The 19040-nt window shown below is 76.5% G+C and carries 17 protein-coding genes; 10 read left to right on the plus strand and 7 right to left on the minus strand.

Going from position 1 to position 19040, the window contains the following annotated elements; all coding sequences use genetic code 11:
- Positions 1-53 precede the first annotated feature (53 nt).
- From AC2TEW_RS22295 to AC2TEW_RS22305, 3 genes are read left to right on the plus strand one after another with little or no spacing between them, the layout of a single operon-like run.
- Positions 54-689 carry a TetR/AcrR family transcriptional regulator gene (locus AC2TEW_RS22295; protein ID WP_484625089.1) on the plus strand — a complete coding sequence of 212 codons (636 nt, stop codon included), beginning with the start codon at positions 54-56 and terminating at the stop codon, positions 687-689.
- Positions 689-2314 carry an acyl-CoA dehydrogenase family protein gene (locus AC2TEW_RS22300; RefSeq protein ID WP_484625090.1) on the plus strand — a complete coding sequence of 542 codons (1626 nt, stop codon included), beginning with the start codon at positions 689-691 and terminating at the stop codon, positions 2312-2314. Before AC2TEW_RS22295 ends, AC2TEW_RS22300 begins: the two co-directional genes overlap by 1 nt.
- A complete protein-coding gene (locus AC2TEW_RS22305) occupies positions 2311-3258 on the plus strand; it encodes an amidohydrolase family protein (protein ID WP_484625091.1) in 948 nt (315 codons plus the stop codon). The genes AC2TEW_RS22300 and AC2TEW_RS22305 overlap by 4 nt, the downstream gene beginning before the upstream one ends.
- Here AC2TEW_RS22305 and AC2TEW_RS22310 read toward each other — a convergent pair.
- Positions 3242-4027: an inositol monophosphatase family protein gene (locus AC2TEW_RS22310; RefSeq protein WP_484625092.1), complete on the minus strand. Its 786-nt coding sequence runs from the start codon at positions 4025-4027 to the stop codon at positions 3242-3244. The two genes, AC2TEW_RS22305 and AC2TEW_RS22310, sit on opposite strands and share 17 nt — an antisense overlap.
- A gap of 121 nt (positions 4028-4148) precedes the next feature.
- Between AC2TEW_RS22310 and AC2TEW_RS22315 the strand changes: the two genes are divergently transcribed.
- Positions 4149-5141 carry an Lrp/AsnC family transcriptional regulator gene (locus tag AC2TEW_RS22315; protein ID WP_484625093.1) on the plus strand — a complete coding sequence of 331 codons (993 nt, stop codon included), beginning with the start codon at positions 4149-4151 and terminating at the stop codon, positions 5139-5141.
- A gap of 38 nt (positions 5142-5179) precedes the next feature.
- The gene (locus AC2TEW_RS22320; RefSeq protein WP_484625094.1) at positions 5180-5413 is read left to right on the plus strand and encodes a DUF2277 domain-containing protein; all 234 of its coding nucleotides are present in this window, start codon (positions 5180-5182) and stop codon (positions 5411-5413) included.
- Positions 5414-5637: 224 nt separating this feature from the next.
- Here the strand turns inward: AC2TEW_RS22320 and AC2TEW_RS22325 are convergent, their stop codons facing one another.
- The 3 genes from AC2TEW_RS22325 to AC2TEW_RS22335 form a co-directional block, all read right to left on the minus strand.
- Entirely contained in the window at positions 5638-6801 is a 1164-nt protein-coding gene (locus AC2TEW_RS22325; protein ID WP_484625095.1) for a damage-control phosphatase ARMT1 family protein, read from the minus strand.
- A 66-nt stretch (positions 6802-6867) separates the two neighbouring features.
- Positions 6868-7368 (minus strand): DUF2269 family protein, encoded by a 501-nt coding sequence (locus AC2TEW_RS22330; RefSeq protein WP_484625096.1) that lies wholly within the window; start codon positions 7366-7368, stop codon positions 6868-6870.
- Between the two features lie 119 nt (positions 7369-7487).
- A complete protein-coding gene (locus tag AC2TEW_RS22335) occupies positions 7488-8183 on the minus strand; it encodes a 4'-phosphopantetheinyl transferase family protein (RefSeq protein WP_484625097.1) in 696 nt (231 codons plus the stop codon).
- Between the two features lie 180 nt (positions 8184-8363).
- On the opposite strand from AC2TEW_RS22335, the gene AC2TEW_RS22340 reads away from it, so the two are divergent.
- On the plus strand, positions 8364-9785 hold the full coding sequence (locus AC2TEW_RS22340) for a choice-of-anchor A family protein (RefSeq protein WP_484625098.1): 1422 nt from the start codon (positions 8364-8366) through the stop codon (positions 9783-9785).
- A 62-nt stretch (positions 9786-9847) separates the two neighbouring features.
- Here AC2TEW_RS22340 and AC2TEW_RS22345 read toward each other — a convergent pair whose 3' ends face one another.
- The gene (locus AC2TEW_RS22345) at positions 9848-10360 is read right to left on the minus strand and encodes a F0F1 ATP synthase subunit B family protein (protein ID WP_484625099.1); all 513 of its coding nucleotides are present in this window, start codon (positions 10358-10360) and stop codon (positions 9848-9850) included.
- Positions 10361-10519: 159 nt separating this feature from the next.
- On the opposite strand from AC2TEW_RS22345, the gene AC2TEW_RS22350 reads away from it, so the two are divergent.
- The 4 genes from AC2TEW_RS22350 (at position 10520) to AC2TEW_RS22365 (ending at position 16974) form a co-directional block, all read left to right on the plus strand.
- Positions 10520-10894: a CU044_2847 family protein gene (locus tag AC2TEW_RS22350; RefSeq protein WP_484625100.1), complete on the plus strand. Its 375-nt coding sequence runs from the start codon at positions 10520-10522 to the stop codon at positions 10892-10894.
- Between the two features lie 8 nt (positions 10895-10902).
- Positions 10903-12804 (plus strand): VMAP-C domain-containing protein, encoded by a 1902-nt coding sequence (locus AC2TEW_RS22355; RefSeq protein WP_484625101.1) that lies wholly within the window; start codon positions 10903-10905, stop codon positions 12802-12804.
- An 83-nt stretch (positions 12805-12887) separates the two neighbouring features.
- Positions 12888-13895: an AAA family ATPase gene (locus AC2TEW_RS22360; protein WP_484625102.1), complete on the plus strand. Its 1008-nt coding sequence runs from the start codon at positions 12888-12890 to the stop codon at positions 13893-13895.
- Complete coding sequence (locus tag AC2TEW_RS22365) at positions 13885-16974, plus strand: TIR-like protein FxsC (protein WP_484625103.1); 3090 nt, start codon at positions 13885-13887, stop codon at positions 16972-16974. Before AC2TEW_RS22360 ends, AC2TEW_RS22365 begins: the two co-directional genes overlap by 11 nt.
- On the opposite strand, the gene kynU is transcribed toward AC2TEW_RS22365, so the two are convergent.
- Positions 16949-18175, minus strand: a complete 1227-nt coding sequence (gene kynU / locus AC2TEW_RS22370) for a kynureninase (RefSeq protein WP_484625104.1) — start codon at positions 18173-18175, stop codon at positions 16949-16951. The genes AC2TEW_RS22365 and kynU overlap by 26 nt on opposite strands.
- Entirely contained in the window at positions 18172-19002 is an 831-nt protein-coding gene (locus AC2TEW_RS22375; RefSeq protein WP_484625105.1) for a tryptophan 2,3-dioxygenase, read from the minus strand. The genes kynU and AC2TEW_RS22375 overlap by 4 nt, the downstream gene beginning before the upstream one ends.
- Positions 19003-19040 lie beyond the last annotated feature (38 nt).

The raw sequence follows: 19040 nt of genomic DNA on the forward strand, positions 1-19040 counted from the left end.
CCGCCCGGGGCGCCCCCTGTTCGAAGAAGTGAATCAGTGCTTCAATTCTTTCCGTGGCATACCGACGAACCCCCGCCGTACAGGCCCGGCTGGACGCACAGCGCGAGGCGGTGCTGCTGGCCGCCGTCGACCTGCTCTCGGAGCGCGGCTACGGCGGCTGCTCGATGGCGGCCGTCGCCCACCGGGCGGGCATCGCCACCGGCTCGATGTACCAGCACTTCGCCGGCAAGGCCGAGCTCTCCGTCGAACTCTTCCGGGTCACCGTGGGCCGCGAACTGGCCGCCGTCACCGAGGCACTCGCCCGCGAGTCCACCCCGCACCGGCGGATCGCCGCCATCGTGGAGACCTTCGCCGCCCGCGCGCTCAAGGCGCCCCGGCTGGCCTACGCCCTGCTCGCCGAACCGGCCGACGCGATCGTCGACGCCGAGCGGCTGATCTTCCGCCGGGCCTTCCGCGACCTGTTCGCCGCCCAGATCTCCGAGGCCCTCGCCGACGGCATCCTCCCCGAACAGGACCCCGCGATGACCGCCGCCGCGCTGGTCGGCGCGGTCGGCGAGGCCCTGGTCGGCCCGCTGTGCGAAGGCGGCAGCCACCCCGACGACGTGATCCCCGCCCTGGTCACCTTCGCCATGCGCGCACTCGGCGACCGCGATCCGGCGCCCGCCCCGACGAACCGAGGAGAAGGCTGATGCCCGCCACCCACGAGGTCACCAACCAGGTGCCCGCCCCGTACGGCCACGACGTCGCCGCCGACCCGACCCTGCTCGCCGCCCTGCACCGGGCCGGCGCCGGCTGGGCCGAGCCCGAGCTGCACGAACTCGGCGTGCTGGCCGGCTCCGAGCAGGCCGGGGAGTGGGGGCGCCTGGCCAACGAGCACCCGCCCGTCCTGCGCACCCACGACCGCTGGGGCCACCGGATCGACGAGGTCGAGTTCCACCCCGCCTGGCACGAGCTGATGGGCGTCGCCGTCGGCCACGGCCTGCACGCCGCGCCCTGGCGCGAGGAGCGCCCCGGCGCGCACACCGCCCGGGCCGCCAAGTTCCACGTCTGGAGCCAGGTCGAGGCCGGCCACACCTGTCCGGTCTCGATGACCTACGCCGCGGTCCCCGCGCTGCGCACCACCCCGGCGCTGGCCGAGTGGCTGGAGCCGCTGCTCGCCTCCCGGGAGTACGACTTCGGCCTGCGCGAGCCGTCCGCCAAGCGCGGCCTGATCGCCGGCATGTCGATGACCGAGAAGCAGGGCGGCTCCGACGTCCGCGCCAACACCACCACCGCCACCCCGCAGCCCGACGGCAGCTACCGGCTGACCGGGCACAAGTGGTTCACCTCCGCCCCGATGTCCGACGTCTTCCTGACGCTGGCCCAGGCGCCCGGCGGCCTCAGCTGCTTCCTGCTGCCGCGGGTGCTGCCCGACGGCAGCCGCAACCGGCTGCTGCTGCAGCGGCTCAAGGACAAGCTCGGCAACAAGTCCAACGCCTCCGCCGAGATCGAGTACGACGGCGCGGTCGGCCTGCTGGTCGGCGAGGAGGGCCGGGGCGTGCCGACCATCATCGAGATGGTCAACATGACCCGGCTCGACTGCACCATCGGCGCGGCCGCCGGGATGCGCTACGGCGCGGTCCGCGCGATCCACCACGCCACCCACCGCCGGGCGTTCGGCGCCGCGCTGGTCGACCAGCCGCTGATGCGCAACGTGCTGGCCGACCTGGTGGTCGAGTCCGAGGCCGCCACCGCGGTCGCCATGCGGCTGGCCGAGTCCACCGACCGGGCCCTGGCGGGCGACGGCAACGAGGCGCTGGTCCGGCGGCTCGGCCTCGCCGTCGCCAAGTACTGGGTGTGCAAGCGCGGTCCGGCGCACGCCGCCGAGGCGCTGGAGTGCCTGGGCGGCAACGGCTACGTGGAGGAGTCCGGGATGCCCCGGCTCTACCGCGAGGCGCCGCTGGTCTCCATCTGGGAGGGCTCCGGCAACGTCGCCGCCCTGGACGCGCTGCGCGCCATGGCCCGCAGCCCGGAGACCGTCGACGCCTTCCTCGGCGAGCTCGACCTCGCCGCCGGTGCCGACCGCCGCCTCGACGCCGCCGCCGCCGCCCTGCGCAAGCAGCTCGGCGACCGTGCCGAGCTCGAGTACCGCACCCGCCGCCTGGTGGAGTCCATGGCGCTGGCCTTCCAGGGCTCGCTGCTGATCCGGTACGGCGACCCGGCGGTGGCCGACGCCTTCTGCGCCTCCCGGCTCGGCGGCGACCACGGCGCGGCCTTCGGGACCCTGCCGGTCGGGGCCGACACCGCGGCCGTGCTGGGCCGGGTCCGGCTGTGACGGCGGCGTCCGGGGCCGCCGAGCGGGCCGAGGTCCGGGCGTTCTGGCGGGAGTTGGGCCTGCCCGGCCTGGTCGACGTGCACACGCACTTCATGCCGGACCGGGTGCTGGCCAAGGTGTGGGCGTACTTCGACTCGGCCGGGCCGCTCACCGGCCGGCCCTGGCCGATCCGCTACCGCCAGGACGAGCAGCAACGCGTCGACACCCTGCGGGGGTTCGGGGTCCGGGCGTTCACCGCGATGCTGTACCCGCACAAGCCCGCGATGGCCGCCTGGCTGAACTCCTGGGCCGCGGACTTCGCCGCCCGCACCCCCGACTGCCTGCACACCGCGACCTTCTTCCCGGAGCCGGACGCCCACCGGTACGTGGCGGCGGCCCTCGAACGCGGTGCCCGGGTGTTCAAGTCGCACCTCCAGGTGGGCGGTTACGACCCCAACGACCCGCTGCTGGACGAGGTCTGGGGCCTGCTGGCGGACAGCGGCACCCCGGTGGTGGTGCACTGCGGCTCCGGCCCGGCGCCCGGCAAGCACACCGGCCCGGGGCCGGTCGGCGCGCTGCTGGCCCGCCATCCGCGGCTGCGGCTGATCGTGGCGCACCTCGGGCTGCCGGAGTACGCCGACTTCCTCGGCCTCGCCGAGCGGTACGACCACGTCCACCTGGACACCACCATGGTGTTCACCGACTTCACCGAGCTGACCGCCCCCTTCCCGCCCGCCGAACTCCCGCGCCTGGCGGCCCTGCGGGACCGGGTGCTGTTCGGCACCGACTTCCCGAACATTCCGTACGGCTATCCGCACGCGCTGCACGGGCTGGCCCGCCTCGGCCTCGGCGACGGGTGGCTGCGGGCGGTCTGCCACCACAACGCCGCCCGGCTGTTCGCGCTCACCCCGCCCGCGCCCGTCCCGCCCGCGCCCGTCCCGCTGCCGCTCACCCCACCTGGCTGAGCACGTCCAGCAGCTCCCGGTGCAGGCTCGGCGCGGCCGCCACGAAGCTGTCCGCCCGGGCCGTCCACGGCCGGCCCTGTGCGTCGGTCACCGCGGCGCCCGCCTCCCGGGCGATCAGCGCGCCCGGCAGCAGGTTGACGGCGTCCGGCCCGTACTCCCAGAACAGGCCCAGGTGGCCGGAGCCGACCTGGGCGACCTGCAGCGAGGTCGGCCCGAGGTTGCGGACGGCGAGCACCCGGGGCAGCACCGCGGTCAGCGACTCGCCGGCCCGCCGCCGGGCCACCGGGTCCTGGCCGGCGGTCGGCGGGTGACCGCCCGCCGCGACGGCCACCGCCAGCTCCCGGGTGAGGGGCGCGACCGGACGGCCGCCGAGCCGGGCGCCGCCGCCGTCCACCGCGGTGTAGGTGAGCCGCTGGAGCGGCGCGTGCACCACCGCCAGCACCGGCTCGCCGTCGCGGACCAGGGTCGCGGTGACCGCCCAGTGCGCCAGGCCGCTCAGGTACTGCACCGCGCCGTCGGTGGCGTCGCAGCTCCACCACTCGCCGTCGGCCGGCACCGCGTCGTCCAGCTCGTCCTCGCACCACCGCGCCCGCGGGTACAGCGCGGTCAGCCGCCCCCGCAGCAGCTCGGCCGCCGGGCCGTCGACGGCGGCGAAGCCGGCCATCGCCTCGGCGACCGTCGCCGCGGGCAGCGGCTCCGGCCGCTGCCCGCGCGCCAGGTGCGCACCCACCTCGTGCACGGCCTCCACCACATCGGCCAGCAGGTCCATCCCGGTACTCCCGTTCCTGAGTCGTGATCGTCCGGCCCTCGTCGGCCCGGCGGACAAGAAGTACCGTGGATCCGGCCGCCGGGGACGTACGGCGGCGGTGATGCTGCGGAGATCGGACACCATGGACACGGATGCGGCGGATCCCGCCAAGATGCTCGACCTGCTGGACCGGCAGCTGGTCTGCGCGCTCCAGGTCGACGGGAGGGCCGAGACCGGCCGGATCGCGGAGGTGCTCGGGGTCTCCGCCCGTACCGTCACCCGCCGGCTGTCCCGGCTGACCGGCACCGGTCTGGTCAAGGTGGTGCTGATGCCGGACGCGCGCGAGGCCGCGATGGGCGCCGTCCTGCTGCGGGTCCGGGTGCTCAAGGGCAAGGTCCGGACGATCGCGCAGGCGCTGGCGGCCCGCCCGGACGTGCCGTTCGTCGACGTGATGCTCGGGGGCCAGGAGATCGGCGCCGTGGTGCTCGCCGACGGCGGCGCCCGGGACCACCTGCTGCACACCCAACTGCCCGCCACCGGAGCGGTGGTGGAGACGGCGGCGCACGCGGTCCTGCACCTGTTCGCGGACGCGGGCCACTGGCGGGCCGGCTGGCTGGACCCCGGGCAGGAGGCGGCCCTCGCCCCGCCGGCGGCCGACCCCGCACCGGCCGGTACGCCGCCGCCCGAGCCGGACGCGCTGGACCTGCGGCTGCTGGCCGCCCTCGCGGCCGACGCCCGGCAGTCCCACGCCGCGCTGGCCGCCGCCGCGGGCGCGCCCGAGTCGACCGTGCGGCGCCGGCTGCACCGGATGGCCGCGGCCGGCCGGCTGCGCACCCACGCCACGGTGGACCCGCGGCTGCTGGGCATGGCGGTCGACGCCAACCTGTGGCTGGACGTGCCGCCCGGGCGGCTGGCCGCGGTCGGGGAGGAGCTGGCGGCCCACCCCCAGGTGCACGGCGTGCTCGCCACCAGCGGTCCGGCCAACCTGATGGCGACCGTGTTCTGCGCCGACCACCAGGGCCTGTACCGGTTCCTGACCGGGACGCTCGGACCGCTGGGCGTCAACCGGGTGGAGACGGCGATCGTGGCGCGGGCGGTGAAGCGGGCCGGCGTGGTGCTGCCGAGTCTGCCGTGACCCGCCCCGGCCGGCGGCGGGCGCGGCAGACTAGGGGCATGTGCCGAAGCATCAAGACCCTCAGGCCGCCGATGGCGCTCGACGTCACCGACGAGGACATCCGCGCCGCCGCCCTCCAGTACGTCCGCAAGATCTCGGGCTTCCGCGCTCCGGCCGCGCACAACCGGGCGGTCTTCGACGAGGCCGTGGAGGCCGTCGCCGAGGCCACCGCGCGGCTGCTGGACGGGCTGGAGGTCCGCGGCGCCGCCGAGCCCCGGCAGGCAGCGGGGTAAGCAGGCGGCGGGACAGGCGGGCGGGCTGCGCGGGGCCGGCGGCTGCGTCCCGGCGGGCGCCGGCTGGGAAGACGATCATCGGTCAGGAAGGACGGGCGCCCCGCTGGGGAGTGCCGTCCGGTGGCCGACCCGGCGGCCCCGCTGCCACCATGCTGGGGCATGGAAGTTGCAGTTGCAAGTTATGTGCAACAGTGTCGTCCGGCGGGCGGTCACCCCCGAGGGCTTCAGCCCCGCGGCCGGAACTGCACGACCGCGTACCCGCCGCCGGTGCGCCAGGCCTCGCCGCCGCGCTCCAGCCCGGCCACCCGGTCCCCGTCGAGGCCGACCACCACCTCGGACTTCAGCGTCCGCAGGGCCGCGACGGCGGACGGGAAGTGCCCGGCGGCGCGCTCGAACGGCGTGGTCGGCGGCCAGCGCCGGTCACCCACCAGCCGGCGGTAGTTCAGGTCGCCCTTGACGATCGTCAGCGAGGCGCCCGCGAGCCGCGCCCGCAGATCACCGGGCAGGTCGTGGAACGGCAGGGGCGCGCACAGGAACGGGTGCGTGCGCACGGCCAGCCTGCCGTCGGCGACCGCCCGCCACAGCCGCCCGCCGACGGCCGCCGCCTGCTCCCCGGGGGCCTCGCGCAGCCGGGCGAGGGCCGCGAACACGTCGGCGGCGGTGGCGTCCGAGACGAACCAGGGCTGCGGTTTGACGAACAGGTCGACCGCGGCGGCCGGTCCGGCCGTCAGCAGGTGGTCGGCCAGCACCAGGTCCGGCAGCAGCTCCCGGCCCGCGTTGTCGGCCAGCAGGCAGACCCGGCCGCCCGGGTGCCGCTCGAGCCACTCCCACAGCAGGGCGCCGTCGTCGGCGAGCAGTCCGCCCCGCCCGCCGTCCGGCGCGGCGGTCATCCCGAAGCTCAGGTCCGCCCGGTTGCCCCACAGCGCCGAGGACAGCAGCGCCGCCCGCCGGTGTGCCACCGGCAGCCCGGGCAGCCGGTCCAGGGCGGCGAGCTCCTCGTCCACCGCCGGCCCGGCCAGCTCGGCCGCCTTGAGCGGACCGAACGGGTCGACGCCCTGCCGGGCGCCGGGGCCGGTGAAGCCGGTGGCGTCCAGCAGCCGCCGGTAGAACCAGCTCTCCGCCCACAGGAACGGCGCGCTCTCCCACCGGGTGCCCCACAGTCCCTGACCCCAGGTCAGCCACTCGCCGCGGTCCGGCGCGCCGGGCCCGGGCGGCTCCAGCACCCCGGTGGTGCTCTCGGCGAGCAGCCGCTCCAGGGCCGCGCGCTCCGCGGGCCCGTACGGCAGCGCGTCCAGCACCTGGCGGATCAGCACCGGGTGGCGACGGTGGAAGACGTCCCGGGCGAACGAGCCGGGCTCGTCGAGACGGATCACGGGGGCGTCCGGCACGGCGGATCGGTCCCTTCGCTGGTCGGTCGGCCGCCGAGCCGGTGCGGGAGGCCCCGGGCGGCGGTGCTAAGCGCCGGTGGTGGAGCCGGGGCGGATCACCATCATGACCACCACCACGGCCCACAGCAGGTTGAACACCCCGGCCGTCATCGGGAGCAGCCGCAGGGCGCGCCCGGCCCGGCCGAGTTCCTCGCCGGCCGCCTCGCCCGCGTCCGGCCCGCCCGCGTCCAGCGCGTCGACGGTGGCCTGCTGGCCGGGCACCACGGACAGCAGCAGGGTGCCCGCCGACAGCGTGGTCAGCACGATCGAGACGATCAGCCAGGGCTCGCCGATGATGCCCATCACCTGCGCGGTGCCCACCCCCAGGACCGGTACGGCGATCCCGAGCAGCGCGTAGACCTGGGTGATCCGGTGCAGCAGCCGGACCGAGGCCTCGGCCGCCGCCCGGTCGGGACCGGCCGCCAGCGCCTGCTGGGCGCGGCGCGGGAACATGCTCACCGCCACCGCCACCGGACCGATGAACAGGACCGAGGCCAGGACGTGCAGGCTCAGCAGGAGCTTGGCCATGGTGCGGGAATCCTTACGCGCAAAGGTGTGCCGCAGAGCTACGGCCGGGCCCCGGAGCGGGCCGCCAGCACGCTAACACCCGCTTATCCGGCGCCCGCCGGGCGGGGGAGCGGCCCGGCTCAGGCCGTCCCGACCACCACCGGCACGGTGCTGACGACCGCCGCCAGTGCCCCGCGCAGCCGGTCGTCCCGGTCGAGGACGTGCAGGTCCCCGAAGGTGTGGACGGCGTCGGCCGGGCCGCCCGGCCGGCCGGGGGGCAGTGCGGAGAGGTCCAGCGAGGCCAGCGTGTCGAGGTCGGCCCGGCCGATCTTGACCATCGCCTCCTTGCGCACCCACTGCCGCAGGAACGCGTACGAGGGGTCGGGATGCCCGGCGACCTGGACCTGTTCGGCGTCGGTGAGCACCCGGGCGAGCAGCGCCGGATCGGGCTGCGGGCGGTCCAGCACCTCCACGTCGACGCCGACCGGCGCCCAGCCGGCGGCCGCCGCGACCACCCCCGCGGTGTGCGAGAGGCTGAGCCAGAAACCGGGCCGGTCGGTGAGGACCGGGCGGCCGTGGCCGGACAGCCCGCAGCCCGGGCAGACCTGCTCCAGGGCGAGCTCGGCGGGCCGCAGGCCGAGCTGCCGGGCGGCGCACAGCCGGACCAGGATGTGCGCGGCGATGAAGTCGCGCCGGGTCGACTCCCGGCGGAAGCGGTCGGCCCGCTCCCGTTCGATCGGGTTCAGCAGTTGGCGGCTGGCGTCCGGGTGCCCGAGCACCTCGGCGGTGGTGGCGACGATCGCGAGTGGTGACTGGCCGTCGGTTCCGTTCGGCATGCCGTTCCTCCCCTGGCCGTTGTCGACCGTGACCAACCTAACCCGTCGTCGGGCCGCCGCGGTCGGCGGGGCCGGGCGGATGAATCGGGGCGGCGGCGGGGCGTGGCAGCCGTGGGCGGGGGAGCGGCGGCCTTTGGGTGGCAGTCGAATGCCCGTTCCCCGACCGGATTGGAGACCTCCGTGCGACCACGGACCCGCACGCCCGCCGCCCCGCCCACCGCGCCGCCCACCACCCGGCCGCGCCGAACGGCGCTGCGCCGCGCGGCGGTGGTCACCGGGCTGACCGCGCCGCTGTTCGGGGTGGCCGCGCTGATCAGCGCCGCGCCGCTGCCGCCACCGCTCGGCGCGTGCACCGGCGCGCAGTGCCCGGACCCCTTCCCGCGGCCCGCGCACAACGGGAACTTCGCCGGCCGGGACGCCTCGATCAGCGTCTTCGCCGGAGGGACGTTCACCGCGACCGGCCGGGCGGCCGAGGCCGAGGGCCAGGTCGTGGTGCTCGGTGACCTCACCATCGACAAGACCGGCGGCGGGGTCTACAACATGGGCGTGGCCGGGGTCGGCTCCCGGGTGCCCCCGCCGGACGGCAGCGACCACGTCACCACCGGCGGCAACCTGACCGTCGCCGCCGGCAGCAGCCTGCTGATCGGCGGCAGCGACCTGTCCCCCGCCACCGCCTGGGGCAACGTCCGCTACCGGGGCACCACGTCGGGCAGCGTCGTGCTGACCCCGCCCGGGCAGCAGATCCAGGACGCCGCGGCCGGCGACAGGTACGCGTCGCTGCGCACCACCATCGCCGACCTGTCGACGTGCGCGGGCACCGCGACGGCCACCGGCACCGTGACCACCGCCGCGCCCACCGTCACCTTCACCGGCGACGGCACCAGCGCCCGGCAGGTCTTCAACGTGACGGGCTCCATCGGCACCGCCGCGCAGGCCGCCGATCTGGTGTTCGCGGGCATCCCGGCGGGCGCCACCGTGATCGTCAACCTGCTGGCCGACGACGCGCTGGTCAACACCAACACCGGCTCGGGCCTCCCCGGGGACCCGGTCACCGAGCTCGGCCCGAAGCTGCTGTGGAACTTCCCGAACGCCACCACCGCACGGATCTCCGGCGGTGCGCAGTTCCAGGGCTCGGTGCTGGGCGGAAACCGGGCCGGCACCACCACCGTGTCGACCCCCGGCCTGGACGGCCGGGTGTACCTGGCGGGCAGCCTGGTGCACACCTCGGCCTCGACCGGTGTCGAGATCCACAACTACCCGTTCAACGGCGACCTGCCCGACTGCGCGACCACCCCGCCGACCACCTCGGCCAGCGCTTCCGACTCCGGCAGTCCGACGTCCACACCGACGCCCACGCCCAGCCCGACGCCGTCCCCGACGGCCTCCGGCTCGGACACGCCCGAACCGAGCCACTCCTCCGGCCGCCCGCACCCGAGCGGCTCCACGCACCCGTACTCCCCGAGCGGCACCCACTCGGGCGAGCCGCTGCCGTCCACCGGCAGCGGGGCGCTGCTGCCGGTCGGGGTGGCCGCGGGCAGTCTGCTGGCGGCCGGCGGGACCGCGTTCCACCTGTCGCGGCGGCGCCGCGGCCGACACGGCTGATCCCGGCTGCGCGCCCTCCCGCCGCCCTCCCGTCCCGGCCGGGACGGGAGGGCGGCGGTCGGTCAGTGGCGCTGCGGCCGGGCGGTGCCGTCCTGTTCGGCGAGGAACCGCTCGACGCTGTCCCGCTCCGCGGCGAAGGCGGCGAGCGGTTCGCCCACCACCCGGCCGGCCAGCTCCACGGCGAGCCCGCCGAGCCCGGCCCGCAGTTCGATCTCGGCGAGCTCCCGGTCGAGGGCGATCGCGGCGCGGGCGGAGGTGACCAGTTCGGCGCGCTCGCGCTGCCCCTCGGCCCGGATCGCGGCGATCAGCGCGGCGCCCTCGTCGGTGGCCTCCTGGCGGATCCGGGCGGCCTCGTGCTGGGCGGCGCCGATCTCGGCGCGGAGCGCGGCCAGCGTCGCGTCGGCCTCGGCCCGCAGCGCCTCGGCGCGTTCCTGCCGGCCCTCGGTGGCGTCCCGCCGCTCGGAGAGTATTCGCTCGGCCCGGGGGAGGATCACGTTGGCCAGCGCGGCGAAGATCAGGAAGAACACCACGAGTCCGAGAGCGAGCTCGGCGTAGTTCGGCTCCAGAGGTCCCATGGTGCCGACGATATGCATGATTCTGCTTGTGTGTCGCGTGAATTGACGGGGAGACAGCTCACATCCGGATCAGGTTTGACTGCTGCGTGGTGCGTGCAGGCTGTGCAACGATCGCCACAGACCAGATCGGGCCACCACAACCTCCCCGGGGGGCGCGCCGTGCCGGACTGCATCGAGTTCCTGACCGACGAGGGCGCCGTGGTCCGCGTCGAGACCGCCGCCACCGCGGACGGCCACCCGGACCCGTACGGCGCCCCCTACGGCATGGAGCCGGTCGGCCGGGGCGTGGACGGGCAGGTCCGGCACGCCCGGGCCGGGTTCGAGCAGGCGCTGGACGGGGTCAGGGCGGCCGCCGCGGCCGCGCTCGCGGTGTTCCGGGACGGCACGCTCCGGCCCGACGGGGTGGAGATCGAGTTCGGCGTGAAACTGACCGCCGAGGCCGGCGCCCTGATAGCCCGCACCGGCGGCGAGGCCCACCTGACCGTCAGACTCTCCTGGGGAGGCGACAGCCCGGGCCGTCCGGACCGGCCCTGAGCCCGCCGATGCAGGAGGTCCGCTGGCTGGCCCGGATCGACACGGAGGCGGCCGCCCCCAGCGTCGGGGCGGGCATGCTGATCTCCGAACGGGAGGTGCTCACCTGCGCCCACGTGGTGCACGGCGCCCGGCGGGCCACCGTCCGCCTGGTCAACCGCCCCGACCACCCGCCGCTGTCCGCCACCGTGGTGCTGCGCGGCCCCTGGCCCGGACGTCCGGCCGGCGGCGGTGACGTGGCCGTGCTGCTGCTGGACCGCCCGGTGCCGCCGGAGGTGGCCGGACCCGCGGTCTTCGCCCCGCCGCACCGCTGGGCCTGGCAGGGCGCCGCCCTCGCCGCGTACGGCTTCCCGGTCGGCCACGACAGCGGGCTCAGCAGCGAGGTCCGGCTCACCAGGGGCGGCTTCCGGATCGGCGGCGAGCAGCTCCAACTCGAGCACGAGGGGACCGGGATGCCGCTCTCCCCGGGGTTCAGCGGCGGACCGGTGGTGATCGCCGACACCGGCGAGGTGGTCGGGATGGTGACCGCCGCGCAGGACACCCTCGGCATCCCGCGCAGCCCCGGCGACCGCGGCCGTCCGGCGGTCCGGCTCGGCCGGATGCTGCCCGGCGAAGTGATCGCCGGCTATGTTCCGCAGCTCGCCGACCGGCTCCCTCAGCTGCCCCTGCCGCCGCTGGCCGTACGGGAGTTGAGGTTGCTGCTGGTCGGCGCCGCAGCTCCGGCCGATCCGCTGGAGCTGTACCGCGCGGCCGTCGGCCCGCTCGGCTGCCAGGAACCGCCGACCCGGCCCGCCACCCTCTGGGAGGCCTGCTGGTACCTGCTGACCGAGACCCTGGCGCCGCCCGGCCGGGCCCACCCCGCGGTCGCCTTCGTGAGCCGCACCGCCGAGGCCGCCGAAGCCGCAGGGGCCGCGGGCGCCACGGCGGCCGCCCGGCTCGGCACCGAGCTGCGCAGCTGGCTCGCCGACTGGGCGCTCACCTACGACGGCCCCGCCGAACCGCCCCCCGCCCCCGGCGCCCCCGCGCCGGGAGCCCCCGCCACGCCCCCCGCCGCCGCGGCGCCGGGCGGCGAGCGCTGGCGCCCGATCCTGGTCGAGATCAGCCCGAGCGGGGCCGGCCGGGCACTGTTCCACGTGACCGTCTCCGCCGTCCGGGCCGGCCGGACGGTCGACCCGCACAGCCGGGCCGCGCTGCGCCTCGGCCCCGGCATCCGCCGCTTCGTCCGGGAGCGGATCGACCACGAGCTCGGCCTGCTGGAGACCGACGGCGCCGAACTGGTGGTCTTCGCCCTGCCCCGCCGGCTGCTCACCGAGCCCGTCCACACCTGGGCCAGGGACACCGACTACGGCCCGCTCGGCGCCGACCACGCGGTCGTCGTGGTCGACGAACAGCGCCGTGCCGACCCCGCCGACCGGCTCCAACTGGAGCGCAAGTGGGCCGCGTTACGGGACCAGCGGACCACCCGGCTGCACGCCCTGGCCTGCGCCGACCCGCCGGACCACAAGAAGCTCTACCACCAGCTGCGCCCGCCCGAGCGGCCCGAACTGCCCGCCTTCCCCGGCCCGCCGCGCGGCGCCCCCTACGACCGGCTGCTGGCCGCGGCCCTCAAGGCCGGCGCCCCCGCGGTGCTCTGGGCCCGGTGCCCCTGCCCCACCGAGCACGCACCGGCCCGAAGCTGCCGCGGAGAGCAGTTCCTGGCCAGACTGGCGGCCGAACTGGTCGATCTCGGGCCCGCCGATCTCCCGCGCCGGGTCAAGGAGTTGCGGCACCGGGCGGAGGAGAGTGACGATCCTCGGGGGCACTGGGCGGCCGACCTGGTGCTGCTCTGGGAGGACCCGCAGATCGTGCCGAGCCCGGCCCGCCCGTTCCGTACCGTCCCGACCGCACCACCGCTGCGCGGCGCCGACCCGTGACCGGCCGCGAGAAGTCCCCGAGCCCCGACCGCACCCCGTTCAGCGCCCACCGGCGACGCGAGACCGACCAGGAGCACAGGCCCATGCCGTTGAAGCGGATCTACCGAGGCGCCGCCGAACCCCACGACGGCATCGCCGAGTTGCCCGCCCCGCCGCCCTGGCGGGCCTTCGACGGCGGCCCCGTGCTCGACCCGCCCGCCGGCCCCGCCGGGGCCGGACCGACCCCGGTCGGCCACCGGGCCCAGACCTTCCGCCCCACCCGGGAGACCGTCGAACTGGTCAACGCCGCCCTGCACCTGCGCCGCCCGCTGCTGGTCACCGGCCCGCCCGGCGGCGGCAAGTCCAGCCTGCCGTACGCGGTCGCCCGGGAGCTGGGGCTCGGGCCGGTGCTGCGCTGGAACGTCACCAGCCGCTCCAGCCTGCGCGACGGCCTCTACCAGTACGACCCGCTGTCCCGGCTCTACGCCGCCAACCAGGCCGGCCCGGACGCCCGCTCCTCCGACCTGGACGAACACCTGCGGCTCGGCCCGCTCGGCACCGCCCTGCTGCCGTACGGACGCCCCCGGGTGCTGCTCATCGACGAGATCGACAAGGGCGACCTGGACCTGCCCAACGACCTGCTGCACGTCCTGGAGGAGGGCCAGTACGAGATCGACGAACTGGTCCGCGCCGCCCCGCAGCAGCCCGAGGCCCGGGTGCTGACGGCCGACGGCGGCACCCGGGCGCCGATCCGCGGCGGCCGGGTCCGCTGCCGGGCCTTCCCGTTCACCGTGCTGACCAGCAACGCCGAACGGGAGTTCCCGGCCGCGTTCCTGCGCCGCTGCGTGGTGCTGGAGCTGCGCCGGCCGCAGGGCCCCGAGCTGGAGGCCATCGTCAAGTCCCACCTGCCGGAGGCGGACGCCGAGTTGGTGGACGAGCTGGTACAGGTCTTCCTGTCCCGCCGGGAGGAGGGCGAACTGGCCACCGACCAGCTGCTGAACGCCATCTACCTGACCAGCCGGCCCGAACTGGCCGACGCCGCCGACCGGGCGGCGCTCGCCGCCCAGGTGATGCCCTACCTCAGCCGCGGCCGGGACGACGATGTCTTCTGAGACCGGCGGCCTCGACCGGCTGGCCGCCCTGCTCACCGGCCTCGGGCTGGGCGAACCCGGCCCGGTCGAGCTGGCCGAGCTGCTCTGGCTGGCCGCCCGCGGCGCCGAGGCCGGCGCCGACGCCGAGCCGGAACCGGCCGCCCCGCCCGGCGAGGACGGGCGGGACCCGGACGGGCCCGGCGGCGCCGGCACCGGCGGCGCCGGCTGGACCACGGGCGGCGGCAAGGAGCCGGGACCGGCCCGCACCGCCCTGCACCTGCCCTCCCTCGACCCGGCCGACGGGCTGACCGACGCCGCCCCGGTCTCCGCCGCCAGCCCCCCGATGCTGGCCCGCCCGCTGATGCTCCAGCGTGCGCTGCGCCCGCTCAAGCGCCTGGTCGCGCACCCCCGGCGCCGCCTGCTGGACGAGGCCGCCACCGCCGACCGGCTCGCCGAGGCCCTGCGCTCCCCGGAACGGCCCCGCGGGCCGGCCGCACCCCGCGAGGGCGCGGCACCCCGCGAGGGCGGCGGGCTGCGCTGGCTGCCGGTGCTGCGCCCGGACACCGAGCGCTGGCTCGACGTCCACCTGGTCCTGGACTGCGGCCCGACCATGGCGATGTGGCGCCCGCTCGCCCGCGAACTGCGCGGCGTGCTCCAGCAGACCGGCGCCTTCCGGACCGTGGAGACCGCCCGGCTCGGCGCCGACGGCGCCCTGACCGAGTGCCGGCCGACCGACGGCCGCAGCGCCGTGCTGGTGCTGAGCGACTGCATGGGCCCGCAGTGGCGGCCCGGCGCGGCGGGCGACCGCTGGCACCGCACCATGCTGGGCCTGGCCCGCCGGGTGCCGGTCGCCGTGGTGCAGCCGCTGCCCGAGCGGCTGTGGCCGCTGGCGGCGGTGCCGGCCGCGGCCGGGGAGTTCACCGCGGCGGAGGCCGGCCAGCCCGCCGCCGGGTACGGCTTCGCGCCGGCCGCCGCGGCCCGGCCGCCCGGCACGGTCGCGCTGCCGGTCCTGGAGCCCTCCGCCATCTGGCTCGCCAACTGGGCCCAGCTGGTGGGCAGTCCGACCGGCGGGCGGGTGTTCGGCGCGGCCCTGCTGGTCGGCGCCGACCGGTGCGGTGCCGAGGGCGGGACCGGTCCGGAGCCGGAGGAGCTGACCGCCGAGGAGCTGGTGCTGCGGTTCCGTTCCACCGCCTCCCGGGAGGCCTTCGCGCTGGCCGGGCTGACCGCGCTGACCACCCCGGCGCTGCCGGTGATGCGGCTGCTCCAGCGGGCCGGATTCGCCCGCCCGCAGCCGCAGCACCTGGCCGAGATCGTGGTCAGCGGGCTGCTGCGGGAGCACACCGGACGCCAGGGCTACTACGACTTCCGGGCCGGGGTGCGGGACGTCCTGCTGGGGACCGTGCCACGTTCGCTGGCGCACCAGGCCGTCGAGCTGCTGACCAGGATCGGCGGCGAGCTCGCCGACGCCTCCGGCCGCGGCGCCGCCCGCAGCCCGTTCCCGGCGCTCGCCCCCACCGACCGCGGCGGGATGGCGGCGCTGCTGGAGCAGCGCCCGTTCGCGCTGGTCGACCCGGACGCGCTGGACCTGCTCGGGGCCCGCGGCCGCGCCGAGTTCCGGCCCTTCGACCGGGCCGGGGCCGAGGGCCGGGACCGCGACCGGGACCGCGACCGGGCCTCCGGCCCCGGGCAGCCGGCCGGGCGGACCCCGGGCGCCGCCCACCGCCAGGGCACCCCGCAGCCCCCGGCCGCGGCACCGGCCGCCGAGGGACTGCCCGACCCGGAGCGCTCCCGGGCGGTGCTGCTGCTCACCACGGCCCGGCAGGACCCGGGCGAGCCGCGCACCCCCGACGAGTACCGGGCGCTGCGCGAACTGGCCGGGCTGGCCGAGGCCCTGGCCGATCCGTACCTGGTGGGGCTGGACCGGCGGCACATCTGGCTCGGCGAGGACGACCCGGAGGGCTTCCTGCGGGCGCTGCGCCGGGCCGCCCAGGAGGCCGAGGACGCGCTGATCGTCCATCTGGGCGGTCCGGCGCCGCTGCCGGGGGCCGAACCGGGGACCCCCGCCGCGGAGCGGGTGCCCGTGGTGGGCTGGCAGGCGGTGGCGGCGGTGGTGGCGGGTGCGGCGGCCGCCAAGCGGCTGCTGATCCTGGACGGCTCGGCGGAGCCGTCGGCGGAGGCGCCGCCCGCCCCGGCGGTGCAGCTGGACGGCCATCTGGTGATGGGGGTGCGGGATCCGGCCGAGCGCTCGGTCGCGGGCTGCCTGGCCGCCGCACTGCGGCAGGGCGACCCTTCCCTGCCCCGAGAATTGACGGCCAGTCAGGTGATCTCGCTGGCACTGTTCGAGCAGCCCGCGCCGTCGTTCGGGGTCCGGGAGCCGGACGGCGGGCGGACCTTCCCGCTGTCGCGCAACGCGGCGCTGCCGCTGGGGCTCGGGCCGGCCGCGGTGCGGCCCTCGCACGGGGGCGGCCGGTGGCGCGAGGTGCAGCCGCTGGAGGTCCCGCGGCCGTACTTCTTCCTGAGCTACGCGCGCGGCCCGGCGGCCGGTCGCTGGGTGGACCAGCTGTTCGACGACCTGAGCGAGGAGGTGCTGCAGCTCACCGACCTGCCGACGGCGGTCCCGGCGGGGTTCGCCGACCGCGGTTCGGAGCTGGACAGCTGGGCCCGCTGGCAGATCACCGAGGCGCTGGCGGGCTGCCGGGTCTTCGTCCCGCTGTACTCGCCGCAGTACTTCGCCGACGAGCGGTGCGGCCGGGAGTGGTACGGCTTCGCCCGGCGGGCCGAGCGCGCGCCCAGGGCGGCGGCCGGCTGGTCGAGCGGGATCGTGCCGGTGCAGTGGCTGCCGACCGAGCCGGCGCTGCTGCCCGAGCCGGCCCGGCGGCTCGGCCTGGAGCACGTCGGCCCGGGGCCGGACCCGCAGGGCGGCGGCCTGTACGGGCTGATGCGCACCGGCCGGTCCCGGGGCCGCTACGAGCTGACGGTGCACCGGCTGGCGGTGCGGATCGTCCAGGTCGCGCACGAGACCCGGATCCCGGCCGCCCGGCCGCTGTCCTGGGAGTCGCTGGAGAACGCCTTCGCTACGTCACCGCCCCCCGCCGGCTGAAGCGCTCCTCGCGCCACTCGCCGCCGTCCAGCACCTCGGCGAGGTGCCGGGCGGCGTCGAAGACGTCGGTGTACGAGAGGTAGAGCGGGGTGAAGCCGAAGCGCAGCAGGTCGGGCGCGCGGAAGTCGCCGATCACCCCGCGCCCGATCAGCGCCTGCATCACGGCGTAGCCGTCCGGGTGCCGCAGCGAGACCTGGCTGCCGCGGCGGGCGTCCTCGGCCGGGGTGACGGACGGCAGGCCGAGCGGCGCGACCAGGTCGAGGAACAGGCCGCTCAGCGCGAGGCTCTTGGCCCGTACGGCGTGCAGGTCGACCTTCTCCCAGACGTCCAGGCCGGCCTCCAGGGCGCCCATCCCGAGCAGCGGGGGCGTGCCGGTCAGGAAGCGCCGCACGCCGTCGACGGGGGCGTAGCCGGGCTCGAAGGCGAACGGCCGGGCGTGCCCGAACCAGCCGCTGAGCGGCTGCCGGGCGTCGGCCTGGTGGCGGTCGGCGGCGTACAGGAAGGCGGGCGCGCCGGGGCCGCCGTTGAGGTACTTGTAGGTGCAGCCGACGGCGAAGTCGACCCCGCAGGCGTCCAGGGCGACCGGCAGGGCGCCGGCGCTGTGGCACAGGTCCCAGATCATCAGGGCCCCGGCGCGGTGCACCTGTTCGGTGATCGCGGCCATGTCCAGCAGTTCGCCGGTGCGGTAGTCGACGTGCGACAGCACCACGGCCGCGACCTGCTCGTCGAGCAGCCGGCCGAGGTCGGCGGCGGTCGGCAGCAGGACCGGCTCGACCCCGTCGAACAGGGCGGTGGCGCCCTCGGTGATGTACAGGTCGGTGGGGAAGGCGCCGTGCTCGGCGAGCACGGTGGTGCGGCCGGGGCGCAGCCGCAGGGCCGCGCCGAGCACCTTGAACAGGTTGACCGAGGTGGAGTCGCAGACCACCAGCTGGCCGGGCGCGGCGCCGACCAGCGGTGCGATCCGCTCGCCGAGGCCCTGCGGCAGCTGGTACCAGCCGGCGTCGTTCCAGCTGCGGATCAGGCCCTGGCCCCACTCCAGCTCGACCATCCGGCGGATCCGGTCCGAGGTGCCGCGGGGCAGCGCGCCCAGCGAGTTGCCGTCCAGGTAGAGCACACCGGCGGGCAGCGCGAACTCCTCGCGCAGGTGGGCCAGCGGGTCGGCGGCGTCGAGGGCGGCGCAGTCGGCGCGGGTGGCGGTCACAGGGCGTTCCTCACGTTCCACAGCTCGGGGAAGACGTCCTGGTCGGCGGACTGCTTCAGCCAGTTCAGGCCGCTGGAGCCGCCGGTGCCGGGCTTGGCGCCCATCGAGCGCTTGACGGCGGCGTAGTGCCGCTGGCGCCAGCGGGTGACCCGCTCGGCGGTGTCCAGCAGGGCCTCGCCGAGCCGGGCCAGTTCGGCCAGCTCCGGGTCCGAGTAGACGGTGTGCCAGGCCTGCTCGACCTGCTCGCTGGCCTGGTGGCGGGCGGGGACGGGCCGGTGCGGCGCCGCGATGCCGCGCCGGTCCAGCAGCGCCAGCGCGTCGTCGTACAGGCTGGGGGCGTGCAGCGCGGCGGCGAGGTCGGCGTGGGTGGCCGGGGACTGCTCGTACATCCGCAGCAGCGACTCGCTCTTGTTGCCGAGCAGGAACTCCAGCCGCAGGAAGGCCGAGGACTGGAAGCCAGAGGCCTCGCCGAGCACCGAGCGGAAGCCGTTGAACTCGGCGGGGGTCATGGTGGCCAGCAGGTCCCAGGAGGAGACCAGCACGTCCTGGACGTGGGCGCCGCGCCGCAGGGCGGCGAGCGCGGCGGTCAGGTCGTCCTCGCGCAGCGCGTGCTGGGCGGAGGTCCACTCGTGCTGCAGCAGGTCGAAGAGCAGCTCCATCACCTGGGTGGTGATGATGAACGACAGCTCGGCCGGCACCTTGCTGCGGGGCTGCTGGAGGCTGTGCAGCGTGTCGAGGTGGACGTAGCGGGCGTACGGGGTGCCGGTGCCCGGCTCCTCCCCGTCGCGGAAGGAGAGGTTCGGCCGGTCTGCGGCGTCCCCATTCATACCGGTTCCTCCTGGAGCGCCTGGGATCGCCCGCCTAC

It is taken from the genome of Kitasatospora sp. NEAU-CNBT7, assembly GCF_057220535.1.